The sequence below is a fragment of the Rhodococcus sp. Q genome (genome assembly GCF_005503035.1).
In the GTDB taxonomy this organism is placed as follows: domain Bacteria; phylum Actinomycetota; class Actinomycetes; order Mycobacteriales; family Mycobacteriaceae; genus Rhodococcus_G.
Window position 1 is genome coordinate 263720 of the sequence record NZ_SCOY01000003.1, and the last position, 19116, is coordinate 282835.

At 67.3% G+C, this 19116-nt stretch carries 21 protein-coding genes; 9 read left to right on the forward strand and 12 right to left on the reverse strand.

What is annotated here, in order from left to right; translation table 11 throughout:
* Positions 1–20: 20 nt before the first annotated feature.
* Positions 21–467 carry a Fur family transcriptional regulator gene (locus tag FFS72_RS05405; protein WP_137872969.1) on the reverse strand — a complete coding sequence of 149 codons (447 nt, stop codon included), beginning with the start codon at positions 465–467 and terminating at the stop codon, positions 21–23.
* Between the two features lie 130 nt (positions 468–597).
* On the opposite strand from FFS72_RS05405, the gene aztD reads away from it, so the two are divergent.
* Positions 598–1818: a zinc metallochaperone AztD gene (aztD, locus tag FFS72_RS05410; RefSeq protein ID WP_137872970.1), complete on the forward strand. Its 1221-nt coding sequence runs from the start codon at positions 598–600 to the stop codon at positions 1816–1818.
* 51 nt (positions 1819–1869) lie between these two features.
* Here the strand turns inward: aztD and FFS72_RS05415 are convergent, their stop codons facing one another.
* Positions 1870–3078 carry a globin domain-containing protein gene (locus FFS72_RS05415; RefSeq protein WP_137872971.1) on the reverse strand — a complete coding sequence of 403 codons (1209 nt, stop codon included), beginning with the start codon at positions 3076–3078 and terminating at the stop codon, positions 1870–1872.
* A 74-nt stretch (positions 3079–3152) separates the two neighbouring features.
* The gene (locus FFS72_RS05420) at positions 3153–4052 is read right to left on the reverse strand and encodes a pseudouridine synthase (protein ID WP_137872972.1); all 900 of its coding nucleotides are present in this window, start codon (positions 4050–4052) and stop codon (positions 3153–3155) included.
* 148 nt (positions 4053–4200) lie between these two features.
* On the opposite strand from FFS72_RS05420, the gene FFS72_RS05425 reads away from it, so the two are divergent.
* Both FFS72_RS05425 and FFS72_RS26340 read left to right on the forward strand, forming a co-directional pair.
* Positions 4201–6231: a CocE/NonD family hydrolase gene (locus tag FFS72_RS05425; protein ID WP_137873018.1), complete on the forward strand. Its 2031-nt coding sequence runs from the start codon at positions 4201–4203 to the stop codon at positions 6229–6231.
* 195 nt (positions 6232–6426) lie between these two features.
* A complete protein-coding gene (locus FFS72_RS26340) occupies positions 6427–6564 on the forward strand; it encodes a hypothetical protein (protein ID WP_171018568.1) in 138 nt (45 codons plus the stop codon).
* Between the two features lie 78 nt (positions 6565–6642).
* On the opposite strand, the gene FFS72_RS05430 is transcribed toward FFS72_RS26340, so the two are convergent.
* A complete protein-coding gene (locus FFS72_RS05430; RefSeq protein ID WP_137872973.1) occupies positions 6643–7746 on the reverse strand; it encodes a Gfo/Idh/MocA family protein in 1104 nt (367 codons plus the stop codon).
* A gap of 83 nt (positions 7747–7829) precedes the next feature.
* Between FFS72_RS05430 and FFS72_RS05435 the strand changes: the two genes are divergently transcribed.
* Together FFS72_RS05435 and FFS72_RS05440 are read left to right on the forward strand one after the other, a co-directional pair.
* A complete protein-coding gene (locus tag FFS72_RS05435; protein WP_137872974.1) occupies positions 7830–8744 on the forward strand; it encodes an oxidoreductase in 915 nt (304 codons plus the stop codon).
* Between the two features lie 53 nt (positions 8745–8797).
* Positions 8798–9454: a GAP family protein gene (locus FFS72_RS05440; RefSeq protein WP_137872975.1), complete on the forward strand. Its 657-nt coding sequence runs from the start codon at positions 8798–8800 to the stop codon at positions 9452–9454.
* A gap of 75 nt (positions 9455–9529) precedes the next feature.
* On the opposite strand, the gene FFS72_RS05445 is transcribed toward FFS72_RS05440, so the two are convergent.
* The 5 genes from FFS72_RS05445 to FFS72_RS05465 all read right to left on the reverse strand — a co-directional run bounded on the left by FFS72_RS05445 (position 9530) and on the right by FFS72_RS05465 (position 12732).
* Positions 9530–9958 carry an organic hydroperoxide resistance protein gene (locus FFS72_RS05445; protein WP_050066507.1) on the reverse strand — a complete coding sequence of 143 codons (429 nt, stop codon included), beginning with the start codon at positions 9956–9958 and terminating at the stop codon, positions 9530–9532.
* A complete protein-coding gene (locus tag FFS72_RS05450) occupies positions 9955–10440 on the reverse strand; it encodes a MarR family winged helix-turn-helix transcriptional regulator (protein ID WP_137872976.1) in 486 nt (161 codons plus the stop codon). The genes FFS72_RS05445 and FFS72_RS05450 overlap by 4 nt, the downstream gene beginning before the upstream one ends.
* A 48-nt stretch (positions 10441–10488) precedes the next feature.
* The gene (locus FFS72_RS05455) at positions 10489–10824 is read right to left on the reverse strand and encodes a hypothetical protein (RefSeq protein ID WP_137872977.1); all 336 of its coding nucleotides are present in this window, start codon (positions 10822–10824) and stop codon (positions 10489–10491) included.
* A gap of 125 nt (positions 10825–10949) precedes the next feature.
* Positions 10950–11981: a polysaccharide deacetylase family protein gene (locus tag FFS72_RS05460; RefSeq protein ID WP_249353132.1), complete on the reverse strand. Its 1032-nt coding sequence runs from the start codon at positions 11979–11981 to the stop codon at positions 10950–10952.
* Positions 11968–12732, reverse strand: coding sequence for a methyltransferase domain-containing protein (locus FFS72_RS05465; RefSeq protein WP_137872978.1), 765 nt, complete (start codon positions 12730–12732; stop codon positions 11968–11970). Before FFS72_RS05465 ends, FFS72_RS05460 begins: the two co-directional genes overlap by 14 nt.
* Positions 12733–13134: 402 nt before the next feature.
* Here FFS72_RS05465 and FFS72_RS05470 point away from each other — a divergent pair, with 402 nt between their 5' ends.
* The 4 genes from FFS72_RS05470 (at position 13135) to FFS72_RS05485 (ending at position 17401) form a co-directional block, all read left to right on the forward strand.
* Positions 13135–13875, forward strand: coding sequence for a GAF and ANTAR domain-containing protein (locus tag FFS72_RS05470; RefSeq protein ID WP_137872979.1), 741 nt, complete (start codon positions 13135–13137; stop codon positions 13873–13875).
* Between the two features lie 309 nt (positions 13876–14184).
* Positions 14185–15348, forward strand: a complete 1164-nt coding sequence (locus FFS72_RS05475) for a fused response regulator/phosphatase (RefSeq protein ID WP_137873020.1) — start codon at positions 14185–14187, stop codon at positions 15346–15348.
* Positions 15345–16961: a sensor histidine kinase gene (locus FFS72_RS05480; RefSeq protein ID WP_502704079.1), complete on the forward strand. Its 1617-nt coding sequence runs from the start codon at positions 15345–15347 to the stop codon at positions 16959–16961. Before FFS72_RS05475 ends, FFS72_RS05480 begins: the two co-directional genes overlap by 4 nt.
* Positions 16958–17401 carry a response regulator gene (locus tag FFS72_RS05485; RefSeq protein WP_050066511.1) on the forward strand — a complete coding sequence of 148 codons (444 nt, stop codon included), beginning with the start codon at positions 16958–16960 and terminating at the stop codon, positions 17399–17401. The genes FFS72_RS05480 and FFS72_RS05485 overlap by 4 nt, the downstream gene beginning before the upstream one ends.
* A 12-nt stretch (positions 17402–17413) precedes the next feature.
* Here the strand turns inward: FFS72_RS05485 and FFS72_RS05490 are convergent, their stop codons facing one another.
* From FFS72_RS05490 to FFS72_RS05500, 3 genes are read right to left on the reverse strand one after another with little or no spacing between them, the layout of a single operon-like run.
* A complete protein-coding gene (locus FFS72_RS05490) occupies positions 17414–18214 on the reverse strand; it encodes a SigB/SigF/SigG family RNA polymerase sigma factor (protein ID WP_050066512.1) in 801 nt (266 codons plus the stop codon).
* Positions 18211–18645, reverse strand: coding sequence for an ATP-binding protein (locus FFS72_RS05495; RefSeq protein WP_050066513.1), 435 nt, complete (start codon positions 18643–18645; stop codon positions 18211–18213). The genes FFS72_RS05490 and FFS72_RS05495 overlap by 4 nt, the downstream gene beginning before the upstream one ends.
* Positions 18642–19100, reverse strand: coding sequence for an ATP-binding protein (locus FFS72_RS05500; protein WP_171018569.1), 459 nt, complete (start codon positions 19098–19100; stop codon positions 18642–18644). The genes FFS72_RS05495 and FFS72_RS05500 overlap by 4 nt, the downstream gene beginning before the upstream one ends.
* Between the last annotated feature and the right edge of the window lie 16 nt (positions 19101–19116).

Here is a 19116-nt window from a genome sequence, read left to right on the forward strand (position 1 = left end):
TCTCTTCGGTGCTGTCGCTCTCAGGTGCTTGCGGACGAATCTGGTTGTGCGGTGTGGCAATTGGGGCAGGTGCCCCAGAACACCACTTCCGCCTCGTCGAGGTGGAAGCCGTTGGGATCGGACGGCGTCAGGCACGGTGCCTCGCCGACCGTGCAGTCGACGTCCGCGATGATCCCGCAGGATCGGCAGACGACGTGGTGGTGGTTGTCCCCGACTCGCGCCTCGTAGCGTGCGACGAACCCGGCCGGTTGGATGCGCCGGACCAGTCGTGCCGCGGTCAGTGCATGCAGCACGTCGTACACGGCCTGACGGGACACGTCGGGGAGTACGAGGCGGACGGACGAGAAGATCGTCTCGGTGTCCGCGTGGGGTAGGGCGTGCACGGCGCCCATCACGGCGACCCGGGGTCGGGTCGCCCGGAGATCCGCCTCGCGCAGTCGGCCTGCGTAGTCCGGTGTCGGGGACACCTGGCCAATATGGCCCCTCACTCTGGAACGAGTCAAGACTTGGCGTCGGTGTTTCTTCGGATTTCTCGCGGCGAACACATGCACGCAATCGTCTTTGACAATAGTTTTCATTAACGGTCAGGGTTGTCGCATGACCTCACTCTTCCGGGTCGCCGTTCCGGCGGCGGCCCTCGCGACTCTGCTCACCGGCTGCGCGGCCTCGGCCGACTCGCCCGATCCCGAATCGACATCCCCGGTGGCCGCGGCGCCGGCAGAGGTGTCGAAGGCCGCACCGCGGCTGGTCGTGACCCACGACGGCGGCGTCACGGTCCTCGATGCGTCGAGCCTCGACACCGTGGCCGAGTTCGAACTCGACGGCTTCACGCGGCTCAACCCCGCGGGCGACGGTCGGCACGTCCTGCTCTCCGCCGGGTCCCAATTCCGGGTGCTCGACACGGGTGCGTGGTCGGAGGCTCACGGCGACCACGCGCACCACTACGCCGCCACGCCTGCGTTGGCGGACTGGGCCTTCGATGCCGACAAACCCGGGCACGTCGTCCGGCACGGCGGACGGACGACGCTGTTCGCCGACGGATCCGGGCGCGTGGAGTCCTTCGATCCACACGCATTGGCCGACGGTCGGCCCGAGGTCGCCGTCCACCAGACGCCGCACGCGCACCACGGCGTCGCGGTCGACCTACCCGACGGCGGACTCGTCACGACGATCGGCGACTCCGAATCCCGCAGCGGCATCGTCGTTCTCGACCGCGACCGCCGCGAGGTGACGCGCGTCGAGCAGTGCCCCGGCGTGCACGGAGAGGCCGTCGCCGCCGACGATGCGCTGGTCTTCGGATGTCAGGACGGCGTTCTCGTCCACCGCGACGGTGTCATCACGAAGGTGCAGAGCCCGGACACATACGGGCGCATCGGAAATCAGGCGGGCAGTGAGGCGTCGCCGATCGTCCTCGGCGACTACAAGACCGACCGCGACGCCGAGCTGGAGCGTCCCGAACGGGTGATGCTCGTCGACACCGTGACCCATCGGCTGACTCCGGTCGAACTCGGGACGAGCTACAGCTTCCGGTCGCTGGGCCGCGGGCCGCGGGGTGAGGCCCTCGTGCTCGGCACCGACGGCGCGCTGCACGTGATCGATCCCGTCGCCGCCACCGTCGCTCGCCGCATCGACGTCGTCGCTCCGTGGACCGAACCGCTCGAATGGCAGGATCCGCGACCGACGCTGTTCGTGGACGGTGACACCGCGTACGTGACCGAGCCTGCGACGAGGACCGTGCGTGCGGTGGATCTGACGACCGGCGCGGTGACAGCGAGTGCGGAGCTCGCCGTCACGCCCAACGAGATCTCCGGGACGTAGAGAAGCGTGTGGCCCCGACTCGAACGAGTCGGGGCCACAAGTATTTTCGGATCAGCTCGCCGGAGCCCAGCTGTCGGGGCCGAAGACCTCGTAGTGGATCGCGGTCGCGGGCACCTGGCGCTCGATCAGGCTCTCGCGCACCGACTGCATGAACGGCAGCGGTCCGCACAGGTACACCTGCGTGCCGTCGGCGATGTCGATGCCGGACAGGTCGGCGCGTCCGAGATAGGTGTCCTCGTCCTGCGTGCGCTGTCCGAGGTCCTCGTACCACCGGTGGATCGTCGCGGACGGCAGCTGGCCGACGAGCTCGGTCAGCTCGGCGCGGTGCGCGTGGCGTGCGGGGGAGCGGTCGGCGTGCAGAACCGAGACCGGCCGGGCGGTAGAGGTGGCCGCGAGGTGGTTGAGGATGCCGATCATCGGGGTGCAGCCGATACCCGCGGACACCAGCAGCAGTGGTGCGTCGCCCTCGTCGAGGACGAGGTCGCCGAACGGGGTGGTCACCGACAGGATGTCGCCCTCGAAGACGTTCTCGTACAGGAAGTTCGAGACCTCGCCTGCCGGGTTGTCTCCGTCGACGGGAATGGCCTTGACGCTGATCTGCCAGTCGTCGGCAGTCGGGGACCCGACCAGGCTGTACTGGCGAATCTGTCGGGCACCGTCCGCGAGGTGCACGCCGACCGAGATGTACTGGCCCGGAAGGTAGTGCGGCAGCGGGGTGCCGTCGACCGAAGCCAGGACGAAGGACACGGTCTCGGCGGACTCGAGGACGCGTCGCGCGACCTTGACCTCGCGCCAGACCTTGCCGTCCTCTACGCCCGCGTCGGCGTAGAGCTTGTGCTCCATCGCGATGAGAGTGTTGGCCATCAGCCAGTAGACCTCGTCCCACGCGGAGGCCACCTCCGGGGTGACGGCCTCGCCGAGCACCTCGACGATGGCCTCGAAGAGGTACTTGTGGACGATCTCGTACTCGGGAGCCGTGATGCCGAGCGAAGCGTGCTTGTTCGCGATTCGGGACATGATCGCATCGATGTTGGCTGCGTCCTCGCTCACCTGCAGCGTCGCGAAGGCGGCGATGGAGCCGGCGAGGGCACGCTGCTGCTCGCCCTGCTTCTGGTTCCCGCGGTTGAACAGGTCGCGCTCGAGCTCGGGGTGCGCGGCGAACATCTTGCTGTAGAAGAGCGGGGTGATGTCGCCGATGGCTGCCCCGACCGCGGGGAGGGTGGCGCGGATGACTTCGGTGGACGCTGCTGAGAGGCTCATGAACTGAAGCTATTTAATTTGCATTTGAGATGCAAGATAGTGTGATTCAGGCCACTTCCGCACCCTTTCGCCGGTCAGGTCCAGGCGGCCAGGCGTCGGCGACTCGTGAATGTCCGCGTCGCGCCGGACAGTGGATCGACGAAGCTCAGTGAGCGTGCGAGCAACTGCAACGGACTCGAATAGTCTTCGGGCGCAACGTCGTGCAGGGTTGGGTAGAAATTGTCGCCGATGATCGGGATGCCGAGCGAGTTCAGGTGGACCCGGAGCTGGTGCATCTTCCCCGTCCGGGGGAGCAGCCGATAGCGGGCGACCTCGCCGCTGGCCTCGATCAGCTCGACTCGTGTCTCCGCATTGGGCTCGCCCGCGACCTCGACGCACCGCAGTTCGCCGTCCGGCTTCACGATCCGGCTCCGTACGGTTGTCGGTAGGGGCAGGTTCGCGTCGAACCCGGCGACAGCCTCGTATTCCTTGGTGACCGCTCGGTGCGCGAACAACTCCTGATAAGGCCTGCGCGCCTGCGGCCGGATCGTGAAGACGAGGACACCGGCCGTCACCCGATCGAGCCGGTGCACCGGCGTCAGGTCCGGCAACTCCAGGTCGCGGCGCAGCCGGACGAGGGCCGACTCGACGACGTGTCTGCCACGCGGAGTGCTCGCCAGGAAATGAGGCTTGTCGACGACGAGGAGATCCTCGTCGCGATGCAGGATGTCGATCTCGAACGGCACCCGCGGCTCCGTCGGCGGATCCCGGTAGAGGTACACGAACGAGTGTGCGCGATAGGGGGTTTCGGCGGTGATCGCGGTCCCGGATCCGTCGACGACCTCGGCTGCTGCGACCTTCTCTCGCAGGCGCTCGTGGTCGTCGGGAAACCGTGCGAGCAGGTGATCGAGCACCGTGGCGCTGTCGCTGTCTGCGGGCAGCCGCAACCGGGTCGGGTTGAGGCCGTCACGCACGGGCAGCGGAGCGGAAGGCACGGTCCAAAGGTAGGCGCAACGGCCTCTGGGCGCGAACCTGTAGCCGTTGACCTGCCCCGAGTGAGCCGTTACCCTCCGGTAGGTTTTCTGTGGTGCCGGTCATGGTGTGCTGCGCCCGGTGCCCGTCGACACAGAGGGGGCAACCGGGGTGCGCGTACAGGGGAAGGTACTCGGTGCGGTCGTGACCGCGCTGGCGATCGGAGTCGGAATCGCAGGCGGTCCGGCCGTCGCGGTCGCGGATCCCACCGGCGGAGCGGCCGCGCAGCAGTGGCTGGCCACCGCCGACGAGGCCCCGAAGCATCCCGGCGTCGCGATCGACTGGGACGTCCCGATCACCATGAGCGACGGGACCGTGCTGCGAGCCAACGTGTATCGGCCCGCCGACGCCTCCGGACGCGCCATCGACGAGAAGCTGCCCATCGTTCTCAATGTCACTCCGTACACGAAGCTCGTCAGTGCCGTCGCCGACGCGGGACTGTCGCTGCCCGGCGTGGGTGAGAACCTGATCGCCTTCCTCAACGAACTGAATCTCACCGGAACGCCCCTCGACGGGATCCCGGAGCTCACCGGCATGGTCGCCGGTGGCGGCATGAAGGCGTTCGGGGTCAATCGCCCGCTGGTGCAGAGCGGTTACGTGCAGGTCGTCGTCGACGCCCGCGGCACGGGTTTCTCGCAGGGCATGTGGGACGTCCTCGGCCCCCGTGAGCAGCAGGACAGCGTCGAGCTCGTCGACTGGGCGAGCAAGCAGTCGTGGGCGAACGGCAAGGTCGGCATGGGTGGCGTCTCGTACTCCGGGATCAACTCGGTGCAGGCCGCGGGTCATCGGCCACCCGCGCTCGAGGCGATCTTTCCCGTGGAGCCGGGCAACGACCTGATCCGCGACATCGTCGGTACGGGAGGCGGTCTCGGCGTCGGCTTCATGCCTCTGTGGCTGTCGCTGGTGAACGGCACCAAACTCATTCCGAACGCCCAGGATCTGTTGCGGGGCACGGTGGATCAGCGGTGGGTGGCCGATCGGCTCGCCAACCCCGGCACGTTGCTTCCCGAACTGGTGCAGGCGATGTCCGCTCCGACGGTCGGCGAGATCTCGCCGACCACGCTCGACGTCGCGCAGGACGGGCCGTTCTATCAGCAGCGGCTCGCGAACCTGGGCGCGATCGAGGTGCCGACGATGGTCTTCGGCGGCTGGCACGACATCTTCGCCAACAGCGAGCCCCGTATCTACAACGGCATCGACCTGCCGCCGGGCGAGAAGCAACTCGTCATGGGCGAGACGTATCACCTCAACCCGGGTCAGGGATTCGGTACCGCGGGCGCGCCGCCCCGCATCGACGTCCTCGAGCGCGCGTGGTTCGACAAGTGGCTCAAGGGAATCGACAACGGCATCGACGAGTACGGGCCGGTGACGCTGCTCCAGCAGGGCGGCGGATGGACGACGACCGACCAGTTTCCGAGGGTGGGCGTCGAGTACGAGCGGCTGTACCTGTCGGCGGCGCCGAGCGGCACCGCCGGCCACAGCGTCCACGACGGCAGCCTCGCCGTCGACAAGCCCGCCGAGAATTCCCGGCTGACCGTCGCACCCGGTCTGCGCAGCCTGTGCTCCCGGGATTCGGCACAGGGCACCGCGGGCGCAACCGTGATTCTCGGATCGGTGTGCACCAAGGACTCGCGTGTCCAGGAGGGCGACGGTCTGACGTTCACCGGCGCACCGGTCACCGAACCGACGGCGATCTCGGGTCCGGTCAACGTGCGCCTCAACACGGTCCACGACGCGACGGACGGCTTCTGGGCTGTGACGCTCAACGACGTCGCACCCGACGGCCGGTCCACGGTGCTGAGCAACGGTGCACTCACGTCCTCGCTCCGCGCCGTCGACGACTCCAAGTCGACGAAGGCTCCGAACGGTGACTACGTGGATGCACATCACCGCCTCTCGCTGGAATCGCGACAGCCGACGGTTCCGGGTGAGCAGACGGTGCTCGACGTGAAGCTGCTGGCGACCGATGCGATTCTGCAGCCCGGTCACCGCCTTCGGGTCGACGTGTATGCACTCAGTGCGCCGCGGTACCTGCCTCTCGGACCGATGCGCTCGGACAGCGCGTTGCGACCGCAGCACCTGCAGCTGGACCCGAATCAGCCGAGCTTCGTCACCTACCCGACCGTTGGTGTCGAACGCTGAATCCGATGGGTTTCCGGGGGTCCGCGGGTGTGCTGCCGGACCGGAAACGCCCAGGTGCGCGAGTCAGCGGTGTCCCATCCGGATCTGCGCAGGTGTGATTGTTTTCGTTCGAGGCCGAGGGTGCGCTCGTTCCGGTAACGTCCGCCGGGCAATCGATGCCGATCGGCGGCATCGGACGTACGAGAGGGGACCAGCATGGCGCTGGGTTACATTGCCGACGAGACGACGCCCGAGGACGGGGCCGCCGGCTCGTCCATCCTCAGCATCATCGAGGTGATCAATTGGATCAGCGCCCATACGTCGGCCGGAGGCGTGACCCCCCCGCCGCTGTAGACCGCAGGTCGGGATCCCGATGGGAGGGGGCGCGGAGGAATCTGCACCCCCTCCCTCGTGCGTCGGGTCCCGTCCGGGTCAGGTCGGGTTCGCGACCTGTACCGACCGACCCTCGGTTGCCGAGAGCCGGATGGCATCCATCACCGCTTGCCCGGCAACCCCATCCGCGAAGGTGGCCGGCCGCGGCTCGTCCGTGCCGATCGGCTCACCGAGGATGCGGCGACGGAAGGCGTCCGCGAGCCGGGTGTACGGCGCGCGGTCGATCCCGGAGGCGTGCAGCCAGTCGTAGGTGGTCGAGAACAGGTCGAAGGGCGGCGGCACCGGTGCAGGGCTGATGAGATCGTCCGGAACCGGTACGTCGCGTTCGCCGGTCGCGTCGGCGTGCCGGAGGGTCTGGCCCTCGAACCACAGCGTGCCTGACGTTCCCGCGACCCGGGTCGTCATCATCAGCGGACCCCACGCCCCGACCGTGCTCTGCAGTACTCCGTCCACGCCTGTGACCGTCCGGAAGTGCACCGTGAACGAGTCCTCTGCGGTCTGGCCGCGGTCGGCCACCACAGGCAGTCCGGCGCTGACCGTCTCGAATTCTCCCAGCGTGTAACGGATCTGGTCGATCATGTGTGTCCCCTGCGCGCCCAGCCAGCCGCCACCCGAGGCGCCGTCGGTCCACCAGTCGGGCGCCTCGGCGCCCTCCGCGGCGAACATCGGCAGGTGGAGGAGGAACGTGCCCAGCTTGGGGGTACCGATCGAGCCCGCGGCAACCTCCCGCGCCAGCAATGCCTGAGGCGTCGCGTAACGGAACTCCGTTCCCACCTGGTGCACGACACCGGCTCGCTCCGCCGCGTCGAGCATCGTGCGCGCCTGCGACAGGTCCGCGGCGAACGGCTTCTCGCAGACCACGTGCAGGCCGAGGCCGACCGCTTCGATCACCAGGTCGGCATGGGTGTGTGGGGGAGTGGCGACGGTGACGGCGTCGATCTGCGTCAACTCCATCGCTTCGGACAGTGAGGTCGCCGCGTGCGGGATGTCGAAGCGCTTCGCCCGCGCCGCGGTGCGTTCGCGATCGCGGCCGATCAGGACGCGAACGTCGAAGCCGGCGTCGCGGAAGGCGGGAACGTGTGTGATACACCCGAATCCGGTGCCGATGACGGCGAGTCCGAGGGGTGTCTGGGGGTCGGTCATGTCACGCGACGATAGCCGGTGCCTGTTTCGATCGGCGGGTGTTCTCACGTCCCGGGAACCGCTGATCCACGTAGGCTGGCGGCATGGCGAAATGGACTGCGCGTGACATTGCCGATCAAACGGGGCGCACCGTCGTCGTCACCGGAGCGAACAGCGGACTCGGGGCGGAAGCAGCGAAGGCACTCGGGGCCGCGGGCGCGACCGTGATCCTGGCCTGCCGCAACGTCGACAAGGCCGCCCCGGTGGCCGACGCGATCGGCGCGAACGCCGAGGTGCGCCGCCTCGACCTCGCGGACCTGTCGTCGGTACGGGACTTTGCGGCCGGCGTCGACACGGTCGACGTCCTGATCAACAACGCGGGGGTGATGGGGGTACCGCAGTCCGCGACCGCGGACGGCTTCGAGATGCAGTTCGGTACCAACCACCTCGGGCACTTCGCACTCACCGGGCTGCTGCTGGACCGCGTCACCGACCGGGTCGTGACGATGTCGAGCCTGATGCACCGGATCGGCACGATCAACGTCGACGATCCGAATTGGCAGCATCGCCGCTACGGAAGGTGGCCGGCGTACGGGCAGTCCAAGCTGGCGAATCTGATGTTCGCCTACGAGCTCGATCGTCGACTCGCTGCCGCGGGGTCCACCGTGAAATCGCTTGCAGCTCACCCCGGGTACGCGTCCACGGGGTTGCAGGGCCACACGCAGTCCGTCTGGGACCGCCTCATGGGAGTCGGCAACCTGTTCGCGCAGAGCGCCGAGATGGGCGCGCTACCCGAGTTGTATGCGGCGACCGCCCCGTCCGCGGTGTCGGGCAGTTACCTCGGTCCCGACGGACCGTTCGAGCAGCGGGGGTATCCCAAGGTGGTGGGATCGTCCGGCAAGTCCCGTGATCGCGCCGTCGCGGCGTCGCTGTGGGGTTTGTCGGAACGGCTCACCGGCGTCACCTACCGGTTCGCGAAGTCGTCCGGGCTCGGGGAAGAGAGTGTTCCCGTGGAGTGATTTCACTCGTATCGGGCGAGGCGGTGTGACGCCGTCCGAATTACGGTCGCGTCATGGGTGCAGTCATCGGTGATCTACTTCCCCTCGCGGTCGGTGTGGCGATCTCGCCGATTCCGATCGTCGCGGCGATCCTCATGTTGCTGTCGGCGAACGCGAGCAGTGCGAGCGTGGGATTCGGCATCGGCTGGGTCGTCGGGATCGTCGCCGCGACGGGCATCTTCATTCTCCTCGCGGGCACGGTCGGGGCATCGGACGACGACGGGTCGTCTTCGGTCTCGTGGATCAAGGTGATCCTGGGTGCGCTGCTGGTGGTGCTGGCGGCCAAGCAGTGGCGGGAGCGCGGGGACACATCCACCCCGAAGTGGATGGAGGCGATCGATCAGCTGACGTTGCCGAAGGCGGCCGGTCTCGGTGTCGTGCTGGCCGCGGTGAACCCGAAGAACCTGCTGCTGTGCGTGTCCGCGGGCGTCACCATCGGTGCCGGTGGGCTGGATGGCGGCGGCGAGGTGGTCGCGCTGGTGGTGTTCACGGTGCTGGCGGCCTCGACGGTGGTGATCCCGGTCGTGGGGTACGCACTGGCTGCAGACCGGTTGCGTGAGCCGCTCGCGTCCGCGAAGAACTGGCTGCAGGCCCAGAACCACCAGGTGATGGCCATCGTGCTTGTCGTGATGGGGGCAGTGGTGATCGGCAAGGGCCTCGGCGGATTTTAGAACGGCTTCGGCCCGGAAGTCGTTTCCGCCGTGGCGGATCCGTGCTTCCGGGCCGAATCGTCGGTCCTCGTTCCGTCAGTCGTCGTCGCCCGTGACGAGGATGGTGACGTCGATGTTGCCGCGGGTGGCGTTCGAGTAGGGGCACACCAGGTGGGCCTTGTCGGCCAGCTCCTGGGCCTGCTCGCGGGTGAGGGCGGGCAGCGTCACCTCGAGGGTCACCTCGAGGCCGAAGCCGCCACCCTCGGTCGGGCCGATGCCGACGCGGGCGCCGACCGCGGAGTCGGTCACGTCGGCGCCGGACTGCCGGGCGACCAGACGCAGTGCGGAGTGGTAGCAGGCGGCGTACCCGAGGGCGAACAGCTGTTCGGGGTTGGTGCCGTCGCCGGTGCCGCCCATCTCGACCGGGATCGCGAACGTCAGGTCGAGGCGTCCGTCGCTGGTGCGACCCTGGCCGTTGCGGCCGTCTCCGGAGACGAGCGCTTCTGCGGTGTAGACGATGGTCATGGGTTTCTCCCTGTGTCGGTGGAGCTTGTGGTGGAGTCGTCGGTTGGGGTCGCGCCGGAGCGCAACTCGAGGGTCAGGCGCTTGAGGGTCGAGCGGAGTGCGAGAAGTTCCTCCGTCGGCAGACCGGAGCATCCGGCGAGGCGGCGGGGAACGGCAAGCGCGGGCTCGTGCAGGTCGGATCCGGCGTCGGTGAGATGGATCAGGACCCGCCGCTCGTCGTCGGACTGCCTGCGACGCTCGAGGAGACCGAGCCCCTCCATGCGTTTGAGCAGTGGCGACAGGGTGCCGGTGTCCAGGTCGAGTTCGTCGCCGATCTCACGGACGCCGCGGCCGTCGCGTTCCCACAGGACGAGCATGACCAGGTACTGCGGGTAGGTCAGTCCCAGCTCGTCGAGCAGTGGGCGGTACACCGCCGTCGTTGCACGGGACGCTGCGTACAGCGCAAAGCACAGCTGCCTGTCGAGAGCCAGTTCGTCGGTCACCCGATGAAAGATAGTGCACAGTTTGGTTGTGCACAACTTATCTCCGGTTCATGCTGGTCGCGACCCCGCACCCCACGACTCCGCCAGTTCGGTGAACAGCTTTCGTTTCATCTCCCTGGCCTGGTGCACATCACTGTCCCTCGGGGCCAGTGCAGCGCGCAGCATCGACACGAACTTCGCCCGACTCACCCCGAACGTGACCAGGAGATCTTCCGGGCTCGGCCCACCGAACGGCGCCCACTTGACGGCAAAAGTGACCACTGCGCCGTCGGTGGGACACAGTGCTCGGGACTGCTCCAGGAAGCTGCAGACACCGAGGGAACGTCGTAACCAGGCCGCATCGAGTTCGCGGGTGTTCGGGAGCGTGGATTCGAGGGGGTTCATCGGGTTCCCAGCGGGCGAGGTGACGGATCGGGACGTCGCCAAGTGTGGCGGAGCGAACACCGTTCCGGACCCGTGGTTACACGGGGTTTACCACCTGGATCGAATCCCGTGACACGACCGCGTGCTCATCGCGTCGTGCTGGTGAGCAGGCCGTAGTCCTCGCGTAGCCGGCGGGTGAACCGGTCGCCGTCCATCTCGGTCGGCTGCAGTCGTGGCAGGGCGTGGCGATCGTCCCCGGTGATCGCGGGCACGGGAACGCTGGAGCAGGCGATGTCGATGTCGATATCGCGAACAGCTGCGCGTGCGGTGTCGTCGTGGCGGCCGTACGGATACGAGAAGCGGGTCACGGGATGGCCGGCAAGCTCCTCGATCGTCCGTCGCCCCTCGAGGATCTGGGCGTGCTGCCGAGTCGGGGGCAGGTCCGTGAGTGAGGGATGGTCGAGGGTGTGGCTGCCGATGGTGATCAGCGGGTGCGCCGCGAGCTCCGCGAACTGTTCCGCATCGACCGCCGGCCGTGGTGTCGGCGGTGACGTCGGCCGCCCGGCCCAGGCGAGGAGGTGGTCGATCGCGTCGTCCTGTTCGGTCGGCTCCAGTACGACGATCGCATCCCACAACGCGCGGAAGAGCTTCTGGCGCGATGTGACGGCGACGTCGAAATCGGCGCGCCAACCCGCGAGTGCCTCGTCGTCACCGGGTCGCTCGTCGAGGGTGTACCCCGTCGGGGCGGAGCCGAACGGAAAGTCCAACGCTTCGGGTAGGGGTCCCGTGAGCAGAGCGCGTTGCAGTGCGTCCCACCAGAATTCGCGGGTGCGTCCCACCCCGTTGCCGATGACGAAGATCGTCGCCGGGATCTCGTGGCGTTCGAGGATCGGCAATGCCGTGGTGAGGTTGTCGAGGTAGCCGTCGTCGAACGTCACCGCGATCCGGGCGCCGGTGCGGGTGTAGGCGTCGTCGCCGGCGAAGTCGCCGAGATCGACGGCGGCCCGGGCGTGGGCGAGCACGGTCATCTGCTCGTCGAATGCGTGCGGGGACACGCAGATGGCCCAGGGGTCGACGGTGTCCTCGGTGATGCAGTGGTACATCAGGATTCCGCCGCGACGCCGACATCGCCGGGCCCGCAGTCGTAGCGCCGCGACGAGGGCGTCACGCCGCGACATCGCCGCCCTTGCGCGCCACCACCGACACGATGACGGGGTACTCGGGGTCGAAGACGTTCAACTCGTGCCGCTCGAGTTCACGATCGGCCATGCCGTGCAGGAACGCCGTCGCCGACAGCACGTTGCCGTACGCCCGCACCGCCACTCCCTCCGCCGGAAACGCGTCCCCGAAAAGGCGGTTCACGGACAGTTCCGTGAACGACCAGTACCAGGTCGAGTTCCACACGGGATCGGCGATCTGACTGATGCCGGGAACGGTGCACAGCACGACGCCGCCCGGCTTGAGGATGCGGTGCAGGGTGTCCACCGCCGCCTTCGTATCGAAGATCATCTGCAATGTCTGCGTGAGGATGATGCAGTCGTAGGTGTCGGTCGGCACGTTCGGTGCGTCGGTGAGGTCGGCGACGTAGGTCGCGCCCGGGACATCGGCGACGTGCAGCATGTCCGAGCGAGTGACGCCTTCTCCGAAGGATTCGGTGTAGGTCCGCTCGCCGATCTCCAGCACGGCTCCGGTGACGAGGTGGCTGTTCGCCGTGAGGAAGTTCTCGATGTAGAAGCGGTCGACGGGGCGTCCCCGGTCGAAGCCGTACTCGCGGCAGATCGGTTCGATTCGCCGCAGGTCGCCGAACCGGACCTTGCCTACGCGCGGCTTCTGTCGGCGGTCGTTGAGTACACGCAACACGCGGCGGTAGTTGTCTTCGCCCAGCACCGCGCGGGCCAGTGCGGTCCGCTTTTCCTGCAGAAGCGTCATCCTCGGTCCATCCTCGTCATACGGCACGGGGTGGTCGCCGCTTCGGCTGCGGCGACCACTCGCAGGGGCTGAAACCTGGGAACCCGGTGGGAACCCCCTGTGAGTTAGGTGAACCTTACCTTTGTTGGGTGAGTCTGGTTACAGCGAGGGTTCTCGGCCGCTTCCTGTACGGGTGACGCCCCAGGTCGGCGGTGCTGGGACCGCGTCGGCCGGGGTAGGATCGGTCCGGGTTAAACAAGCAGCCCATTCTGTCGCCGTGTCCGCGGGGTCGAGTCGTGCTGCTGCGGCGGGATCCGGGGCCTCCAGGAGGTAAACCCCATCGATGAGCGTGTTGTCCCCGTGCCGCCCCTCGGCAGGCCCGTCAACGCAGAGCCGCCGACCCAACCTGGAAAGCCGGCTCCGGTGACGGTGGACGAAGGCGACTCGGATCGCCCCTTCGATGGAGCGAGCGTCGACCCGGGCACGGTGTTCGCCGAGCTGGCGCGGATTCTCTACAAGGGGGCGGATGCCGAGCAGGTCTACACCGCCATCTGTGCCGCGGCCACCCTCCTGGTGCCGGGTTGCGACCGCGCCAGCGTGATGCTCCGCAAGGGGGGTGACTACGTCACCGTCGCCGCGACAGATCCGGTTGCCGCACACATCGATCAGCTCGAGAGGTCCCTCGGAGAGGGGCCCTGTGTGGACACCATCGAGGAGGCCGTCCCACAGATCGAGGCGGATCTGCGGGACGGGTCTTCCTGGCCCGAACTGGCCCGCGTGCTCGTCGAGACCACCCCGGTCCGGGGTGCGATGGGCTTCCGGTTGTTGATCGACGAACACAAGGTCGGGGCGTTGAATCTGTTCTCCGACCGGCCCGGCGCCTTCACCGCCAGGTCCGCGGATCATGCCAGCGTCCTGACTGCCTTCGCATCGGTGACCGTCACGGCCGTCGATCGTGGCGACGACGTCGCGTCACTGCGCTCCGGGTTGGCGAGCAACAGGGAGATCGGCAAGGCGATCGGGCTGTTGATGGCCACGGAGAACATCTCGTCGGACGAGGCATTCGATTTGCTTCGCCGCACGTCCCAGCAGATGAACCGCAAAGTGGCAGATCTCGCTCGCGACCTCGTCGAAAGCCACCACGCCCGGTCGTCGGGTCGATGACGTGGCCGTCGAGTATCGCGACAGCGCCGCGGCCGAAACCCTTTTCGCTCCTGCCGGCCACGACGGGCCGATCATGAACGCTTCTCGGGACGGTGCCTGAGACGGTTCCGTGAATTCTGCGCGAGCAGAAGCCCGCAATCGACACGAGCCGGTGAGCGGACCGATCGCCCTGACGAGTACGACTAGAGGTATGTCCATGACGTGCGCAGTGCACTCCACACCCGATACCCTCGGGAACTCCGTGTGAGGGGTGCAGGAGATGAAGTGATCGGAACCGACGGCGTCCGGTTCGGCGGGTCGAGGACCGCCATGGTGTCCCTGCTGCTGATCGAGGACGATTTCGGCGACGCCGTACTGGTTGAGGAGATGGCGACGGAGGCCGCGGTCGAGTTCGACATCGTCTGGGCGCGTTCGCTCGACGAGGCACGTCTCCATCTCGGCACCGCCAGGCCCGACTGCGTCGTGCTGGACCTGAACCTTCCCGATGCGAGAGGGCTCGATGCGCTCGACGCGGTGCAGCGCTACGCGTCTGGTGTTCCGGTGATCGTGATGACGGGGCTGGCAGAGGAGGGCGCGGGACTGAACGCCGTCGCGGAAGGCGCTCAGGACTACCTCGTCAAGGGGCACGTCGACGCGCAATTGCTCACCCGCGCAGTGCGGTATGCGATCGAACGCAAGCGGGCCGAGTTGGCGTCGGCGGCATTGCGGGCCAGCGAGCAGCGCTCCCGCGAGAATGCGCGCCTCGAACGCGGCCTGCTTCCGGTCCCGTTGCTCCGAAGCGGCCGCATGGAGGTCGTGACCAGGTACCGGGCGGGCCGCGTCGGTGGCCTTCTCGGCGGTGACTTCTTCGACGTGGTCGAAGGCGACGACGGCACCGTGCACGTGCTCATCGGTGACGTCTGCGGTCACGGCGCCGACGAGGCGGCACTGGGTGTGGGGTTGCGAATTGCTTGGCGGACTCTGGTACTCGGGGGGATCGACGCCGAGACGGCGATGAGCACATTGGAGGAACTCCTCGTCGCCGAACGTGCCCGCTCGCACATCTTCGCCACCGTGACCAGCATGGTTCTGGCCGCCGACCGTCGCACGGTCGAGATCGTGCGCGCCGGCCATCCGGGCATCCTGCTGCGAACGCCGGGCGGCGTGCAGTGGCTCGAGGTGCCCGGGGGGCCGGCGCTCGGAGTGGGACGCAGGCGGGGACAGTGGGAGAAGTCGATCCTGGAGATCGATGATCGAACCGGGCTCGTGCTGTTCACCGACGGATTGTTCGAGGCGCGAGTAGGTCCCGAGGAACGCCTCGGCGAGGACGGTCTGCTCGCGTATGCCCGTTCGTGTGACGATCAATGGGACGGAGCGGAATTCGTCGACTCGATGATCGGACACGTGGAGGGTCTCGCGGCGCCGTACGGAGGGCTGAGCGACGACGTCGCGGTACTGCACGTGCGCTGGACGGAGACGGAGGAGGCTTCGTGACGACGACGGCACGCAACTCACTTGGCACCAAACTGACGGTGCAGGGCTGGTTCAACCTGATCCTGGTGATCATGACACTGCTCGTGTGCACCGGTGCGGTGGTCGGTGCCACTGTGCTCACCCGCAGTTCCCACATCACCGACGACCTGGTCGGACGCCTGATGCCCGCGCGTTCCGAGGCCTACCAACTGCAGGCCGGATTGGTGAACCAGGAGACCGGCGTGCGTGGGTACGCGCTGACGGGCGACGAGTCGTTCCTGGCGCCGTATCAGGAAGGACTGCAGACGCAGCAGCGGTCGGCGGACCAGATCCGCGAACTACTCGACGGCAGGCCCGATCTGGTTGATGATCTCGACGCGCTGGAGGCCTCGGCGCAGGATTGGCGGTCGAGTTTCGCCGAGCCGCTCCTCGCCGACCCGGCCGGTGACGCCATCGTGGCCGATCAGGCGCTCTACGACCGTGGAAAGGAACTCTTCGACCAGGTACGCGCGGGGTTCGACCAGCAGAATCGGCACCTGACCGACGTGGTGGGCGAGGCTCAGGAGCAACTCGGCGACATGCGGACCATCCGCAACGCCGTCTTCACCGCCCTCGCGGTGGTACTCGTGCTGGCGGCCGGAGTCTTCGCGGTGCTGGTCCGCGTCGCTGTCACTCGGCCTCTCGCACGGTTGGCGGACACCTCGCGCCTCGTCGCGCAGGGCGATTTCGATCGGCGGGTCGATGCCGGACGTGGTCCCGCCGACATCCGTTCGCTCGCAACCGATATCGAGGGGATGCGTCAACGGATCGTTGCGGAGCTCGGCGTGGTCCGGGAACGACAGTCGCAGCTCGAAGAACAGGCTCGACAGCTTGACGCCCAGGCGGAGGAGCTACGGCGGTCCAATGCCGACCTCGAACAGTTCGCCTACGTCGCCTCCCACGATTTGCAGGAGCCGTTGCGCAAGGTGGCCTCGTTCTGCCAATTGCTCGAGAAGCGCTACGGCGACGCGCTCGACGACCGGGGCCGTCAGTACATCGACTTCGCCGTCGACGGTGCGCGCCGAATGCAGACGCTGATCAACGATCTGCTGACGTTCTCCCGAGTGGGTAGGGTGACCGACAGTTTCGAACGGATCGAACTGGACCGGACTCTCGACAAGGCGGCGGCCAACCTCGCGGTCGTGATCGAGGACACCGGAGCTCGCATCGAACGGCCCAATCGGTTGCCGGAGATCGACGGGGATCCCACCTTGCTGGTGATGCTCTGGCAGAACCTGCTCGGCAACGCGGTCAAGTTCGCGGAACCCGGCATCGAGCCGCTGGTGGTCGTCACCGCGCAGCGATCCGACGACATGTGGCAGATATGTGTGCAGGACAACGGGATCGGGGTGTCCGAAGAGTTTTCCGAGAAGATCTTCGTCATCTTCCAGCGACTGCACGCCCGCGAGGCGTATGCCGGCACCGGAATCGGGCTGGCGTTGTGCAAGAAGATCGTCGAGTATCACGGCGGCACCATTGCGCTCGATTCGAGCTACGACGGCGGCGCCCGGTTCTGCTTCACGCTGCCCGCCCTCACCGATCCGGATGCCCGGTCAACCGACACCGTCGACAACATTGGAGAAACACACACATGAGCCCCGTAGGCCAGGCAATCGACGTCCTGCTCGTCGAGGACGATCCGGGTGACGTACTGATGACCCAGGAAGCGTTCGAGTTCAACAAGGTCGGCAACACCCTGCACGTGGTTCGCGACGGGGAGCAGGCCCTCGACTTCCTGTATCGGAAGGGCGACTACGCGGATGCCGTCCGGCCCGACCTGATCCTGCTCGATCTCAACCTGCCGAAGTACGACGGCAGGCAGGTGCTCGAGAAGATCAAATCCGATCCGGAACTGGTGGACATCCCCGTGGTCATCCTCACCACCTCCGGTGCGGAGGAGGACATCGTGCGCAGTTACAAGCTCCACGCCAACGCGTACGTCACCAAGCCGGTCGACCTGGACCAGTTCATCGCGGCGATCCGCCAGATAGACAACTTCTTCGTCCAGGTGGTTCGCCTACCCAGCCGGCCCTGACCGGCGCGGAGATCAGTCGTCGCCGAGTCGGGCGCGGATCTCGGCGAGAGTCCTGGTCAGCAGCCGGGAAACGTGGACCTGTGAGACGCCGATCTCGCGGGCGATCTCGGCCTGGCTCTTCTCCTTGAAGAACCGCAGGATCAGAATCTGCCGCTCCCGGGGTGCCACCTCGTCGAGCAGTGGCCGAAGCATGAGGTAGTGCTCCGAACGTTCGAGCTCGTCGTCCTCCGCGGCGAGGGTGTCGGCGAGGGTGGCGGCGTTGTCGTCCTCCGACGCGAGCGGGCTGTCCAGGGACGCAGGCTGATACGCGCTGCGCGCCGCGAGCGCCTCGATCACCTCGCCGGTCTCTGCGCCGATCTCGGAGGCGATCTCGGCCGCCGTGGGAGACCGTCCGAGGCGCTGCGCCAATCCGTCGGTGACCTTGCCGATGCTGACGGTGAGGTCCTTGATTCGGCGGGGCACGTGGGTGCTCCAGCTGTGGTCGCGAAAGTACCGGCGGACCTCGCCCATGATGGTCGGGACGGCGAACGAGGTGAAGTTGCTTCCCCGGGCGGGTTCGAATCGGTCGATCGCGTGAAGCAGGCCGACGTAGGCAACCTGGTTGAGATCCTCCACGTCCTCGCCTCGCCCCGCGAATCGTCGGGCGATGTTGCGCGCCAACGGCATCGACAGGGCTGCTATCTCGTCGCGTGCCGAGGATGCCTCGGGGCTGCCCTCAGGGTGCTGTCGAAGGGTCGTGAACAACTCGTCGATCTGCTGGCTTTCGGCCGAGCGGGTGGGTTCGGACGGGTGGTCCGATTCTGCCACCGTCATACGGGTTTCCCGATGCTGAGCAGGACGATCGATCGGTCGGGCTGCGTTGCTCCGGCGGACTCGTCCCGGATCGTGAGCATGTCGGTCAGCGACTCGAGGATTCGCCGTTCGAGGCTGCCGGGAGCCGGTCGCCACTGTGTGATCGTGTCTGCCGTCAAAGTGATTCGGAAGTCGTCTCCGACGGCCTGGTATCGACAGGTGATCTCGGTGGCCGGGGCAGCTGCATCGATGAGCAGTGTGCACACCTGGTCAACGGCGAGCTTGACGTCGGCGGTCTGATCGAGCGTGCAGCCGGACTGCATCGCGACCATCTCCGTGAGCAGCCGGATCACCGGAAGCTGCGCGTGCTGCGCCGGGACGGACAGCGTGACAGGAAGCGGTTCGCTGCCGACAGCCTTCGATGCGTCCGACTGCGGTGTGGCTTGAGTCATGGGTCAACCTGCTGTTCTCGGCCGGGCAACGGTAACGGACGGTGATTTCCGCTCTTCCATTGCAACTCGATTTCTGTTCCGCCGTCGCGGGGTTCCACGCGGACGGACTCGCACAAGGCGCGCATGAGCCGGAGCCCCTGCCCGCGCCGCGCCGGGTTGTCGTCGGATTGCGGGCGCCAGGTGCCCCGGTCGACGATCACGACGCTGAGTGTGCCGTCCGCATGGTGGTAGGTGGCAAGCAGGTCGAACGTGCCCCGCTCGTCGGCTGGGTAGGCGTGTTCGACCACATTGGCCAGGGCTTCGTAGGTCGCGAGCAGTACGTCGGTCGTCGTGTCCGGCGGCCACCCGATCTCGCGCGCGAACCCGTCGATCCGGTGACGGACCGCGGTGAGGACGGACGGGTCGGCATGGACGCTCTCGAGGGCCAGGCGTCGATCGCCGCGGCCGGCGTCCACGCGGTGATCCGACGTC

What these genes read in the sequence shown, in the direction of transcription:
- aztD (WP_137872970.1), top strand. Translation starts at nt 598, where the DNA reads ATGACCTCACTCTTCCGGGTCGCCGTTCCGGCGGCGGCCCTCGCGACT.
- FFS72_RS05415 (WP_137872971.1), bottom strand. Translation starts at nt 3,078, where the DNA reads ATGAGCCTCTCAGCAGCGTCCACCGAAGTCATCCGCGCCACCCTCCCC.
- FFS72_RS26340 (WP_171018568.1), top strand. Translation starts at nt 6,427, where the DNA reads ATGGCGCTGGGTTACATTGCCGACGAGACGACGCCCGAGGACGGGGCC.
- FFS72_RS05430 (WP_137872973.1), bottom strand. Translation starts at nt 7,746, where the DNA reads ATGACCGACCCCCAGACACCCCTCGGACTCGCCGTCATCGGCACCGGA.
- FFS72_RS05435 (WP_137872974.1), top strand. Translation starts at nt 7,830, where the DNA reads ATGGCGAAATGGACTGCGCGTGACATTGCCGATCAAACGGGGCGCACC.
- FFS72_RS05440 (WP_137872975.1), top strand. Translation starts at nt 8,798, where the DNA reads ATGGGTGCAGTCATCGGTGATCTACTTCCCCTCGCGGTCGGTGTGGCG.
- FFS72_RS05445 (WP_050066507.1), bottom strand. Translation starts at nt 9,958, where the DNA reads ATGACCATCGTCTACACCGCAGAAGCGCTCGTCTCCGGAGACGGCCGC.
- FFS72_RS05455 (WP_137872977.1), bottom strand. Translation starts at nt 10,824, where the DNA reads ATGAACCCCCTCGAATCCACGCTCCCGAACACCCGCGAACTCGATGCG.
- FFS72_RS05460 (WP_249353132.1), bottom strand. Translation starts at nt 11,981, where the DNA reads ATGTCGCGGCGTGACGCCCTCGTCGCGGCGCTACGACTGCGGGCCCGG.
- FFS72_RS05465 (WP_137872978.1), bottom strand. Translation starts at nt 12,732, where the DNA reads ATGACGCTTCTGCAGGAAAAGCGGACCGCACTGGCCCGCGCGGTGCTG.
- FFS72_RS05475 (WP_137873020.1), top strand. Translation starts at nt 14,185, where the DNA reads ATGGTGTCCCTGCTGCTGATCGAGGACGATTTCGGCGACGCCGTACTG.
- FFS72_RS05485 (WP_050066511.1), top strand. Translation starts at nt 16,958, where the DNA reads ATGAGCCCCGTAGGCCAGGCAATCGACGTCCTGCTCGTCGAGGACGAT.
- FFS72_RS05490 (WP_050066512.1), bottom strand. Translation starts at nt 18,214, where the DNA reads ATGACGGTGGCAGAATCGGACCACCCGTCCGAACCCACCCGCTCGGCC.
- FFS72_RS05495 (WP_050066513.1), bottom strand. Translation starts at nt 18,645, where the DNA reads ATGACTCAAGCCACACCGCAGTCGGACGCATCGAAGGCTGTCGGCAGC.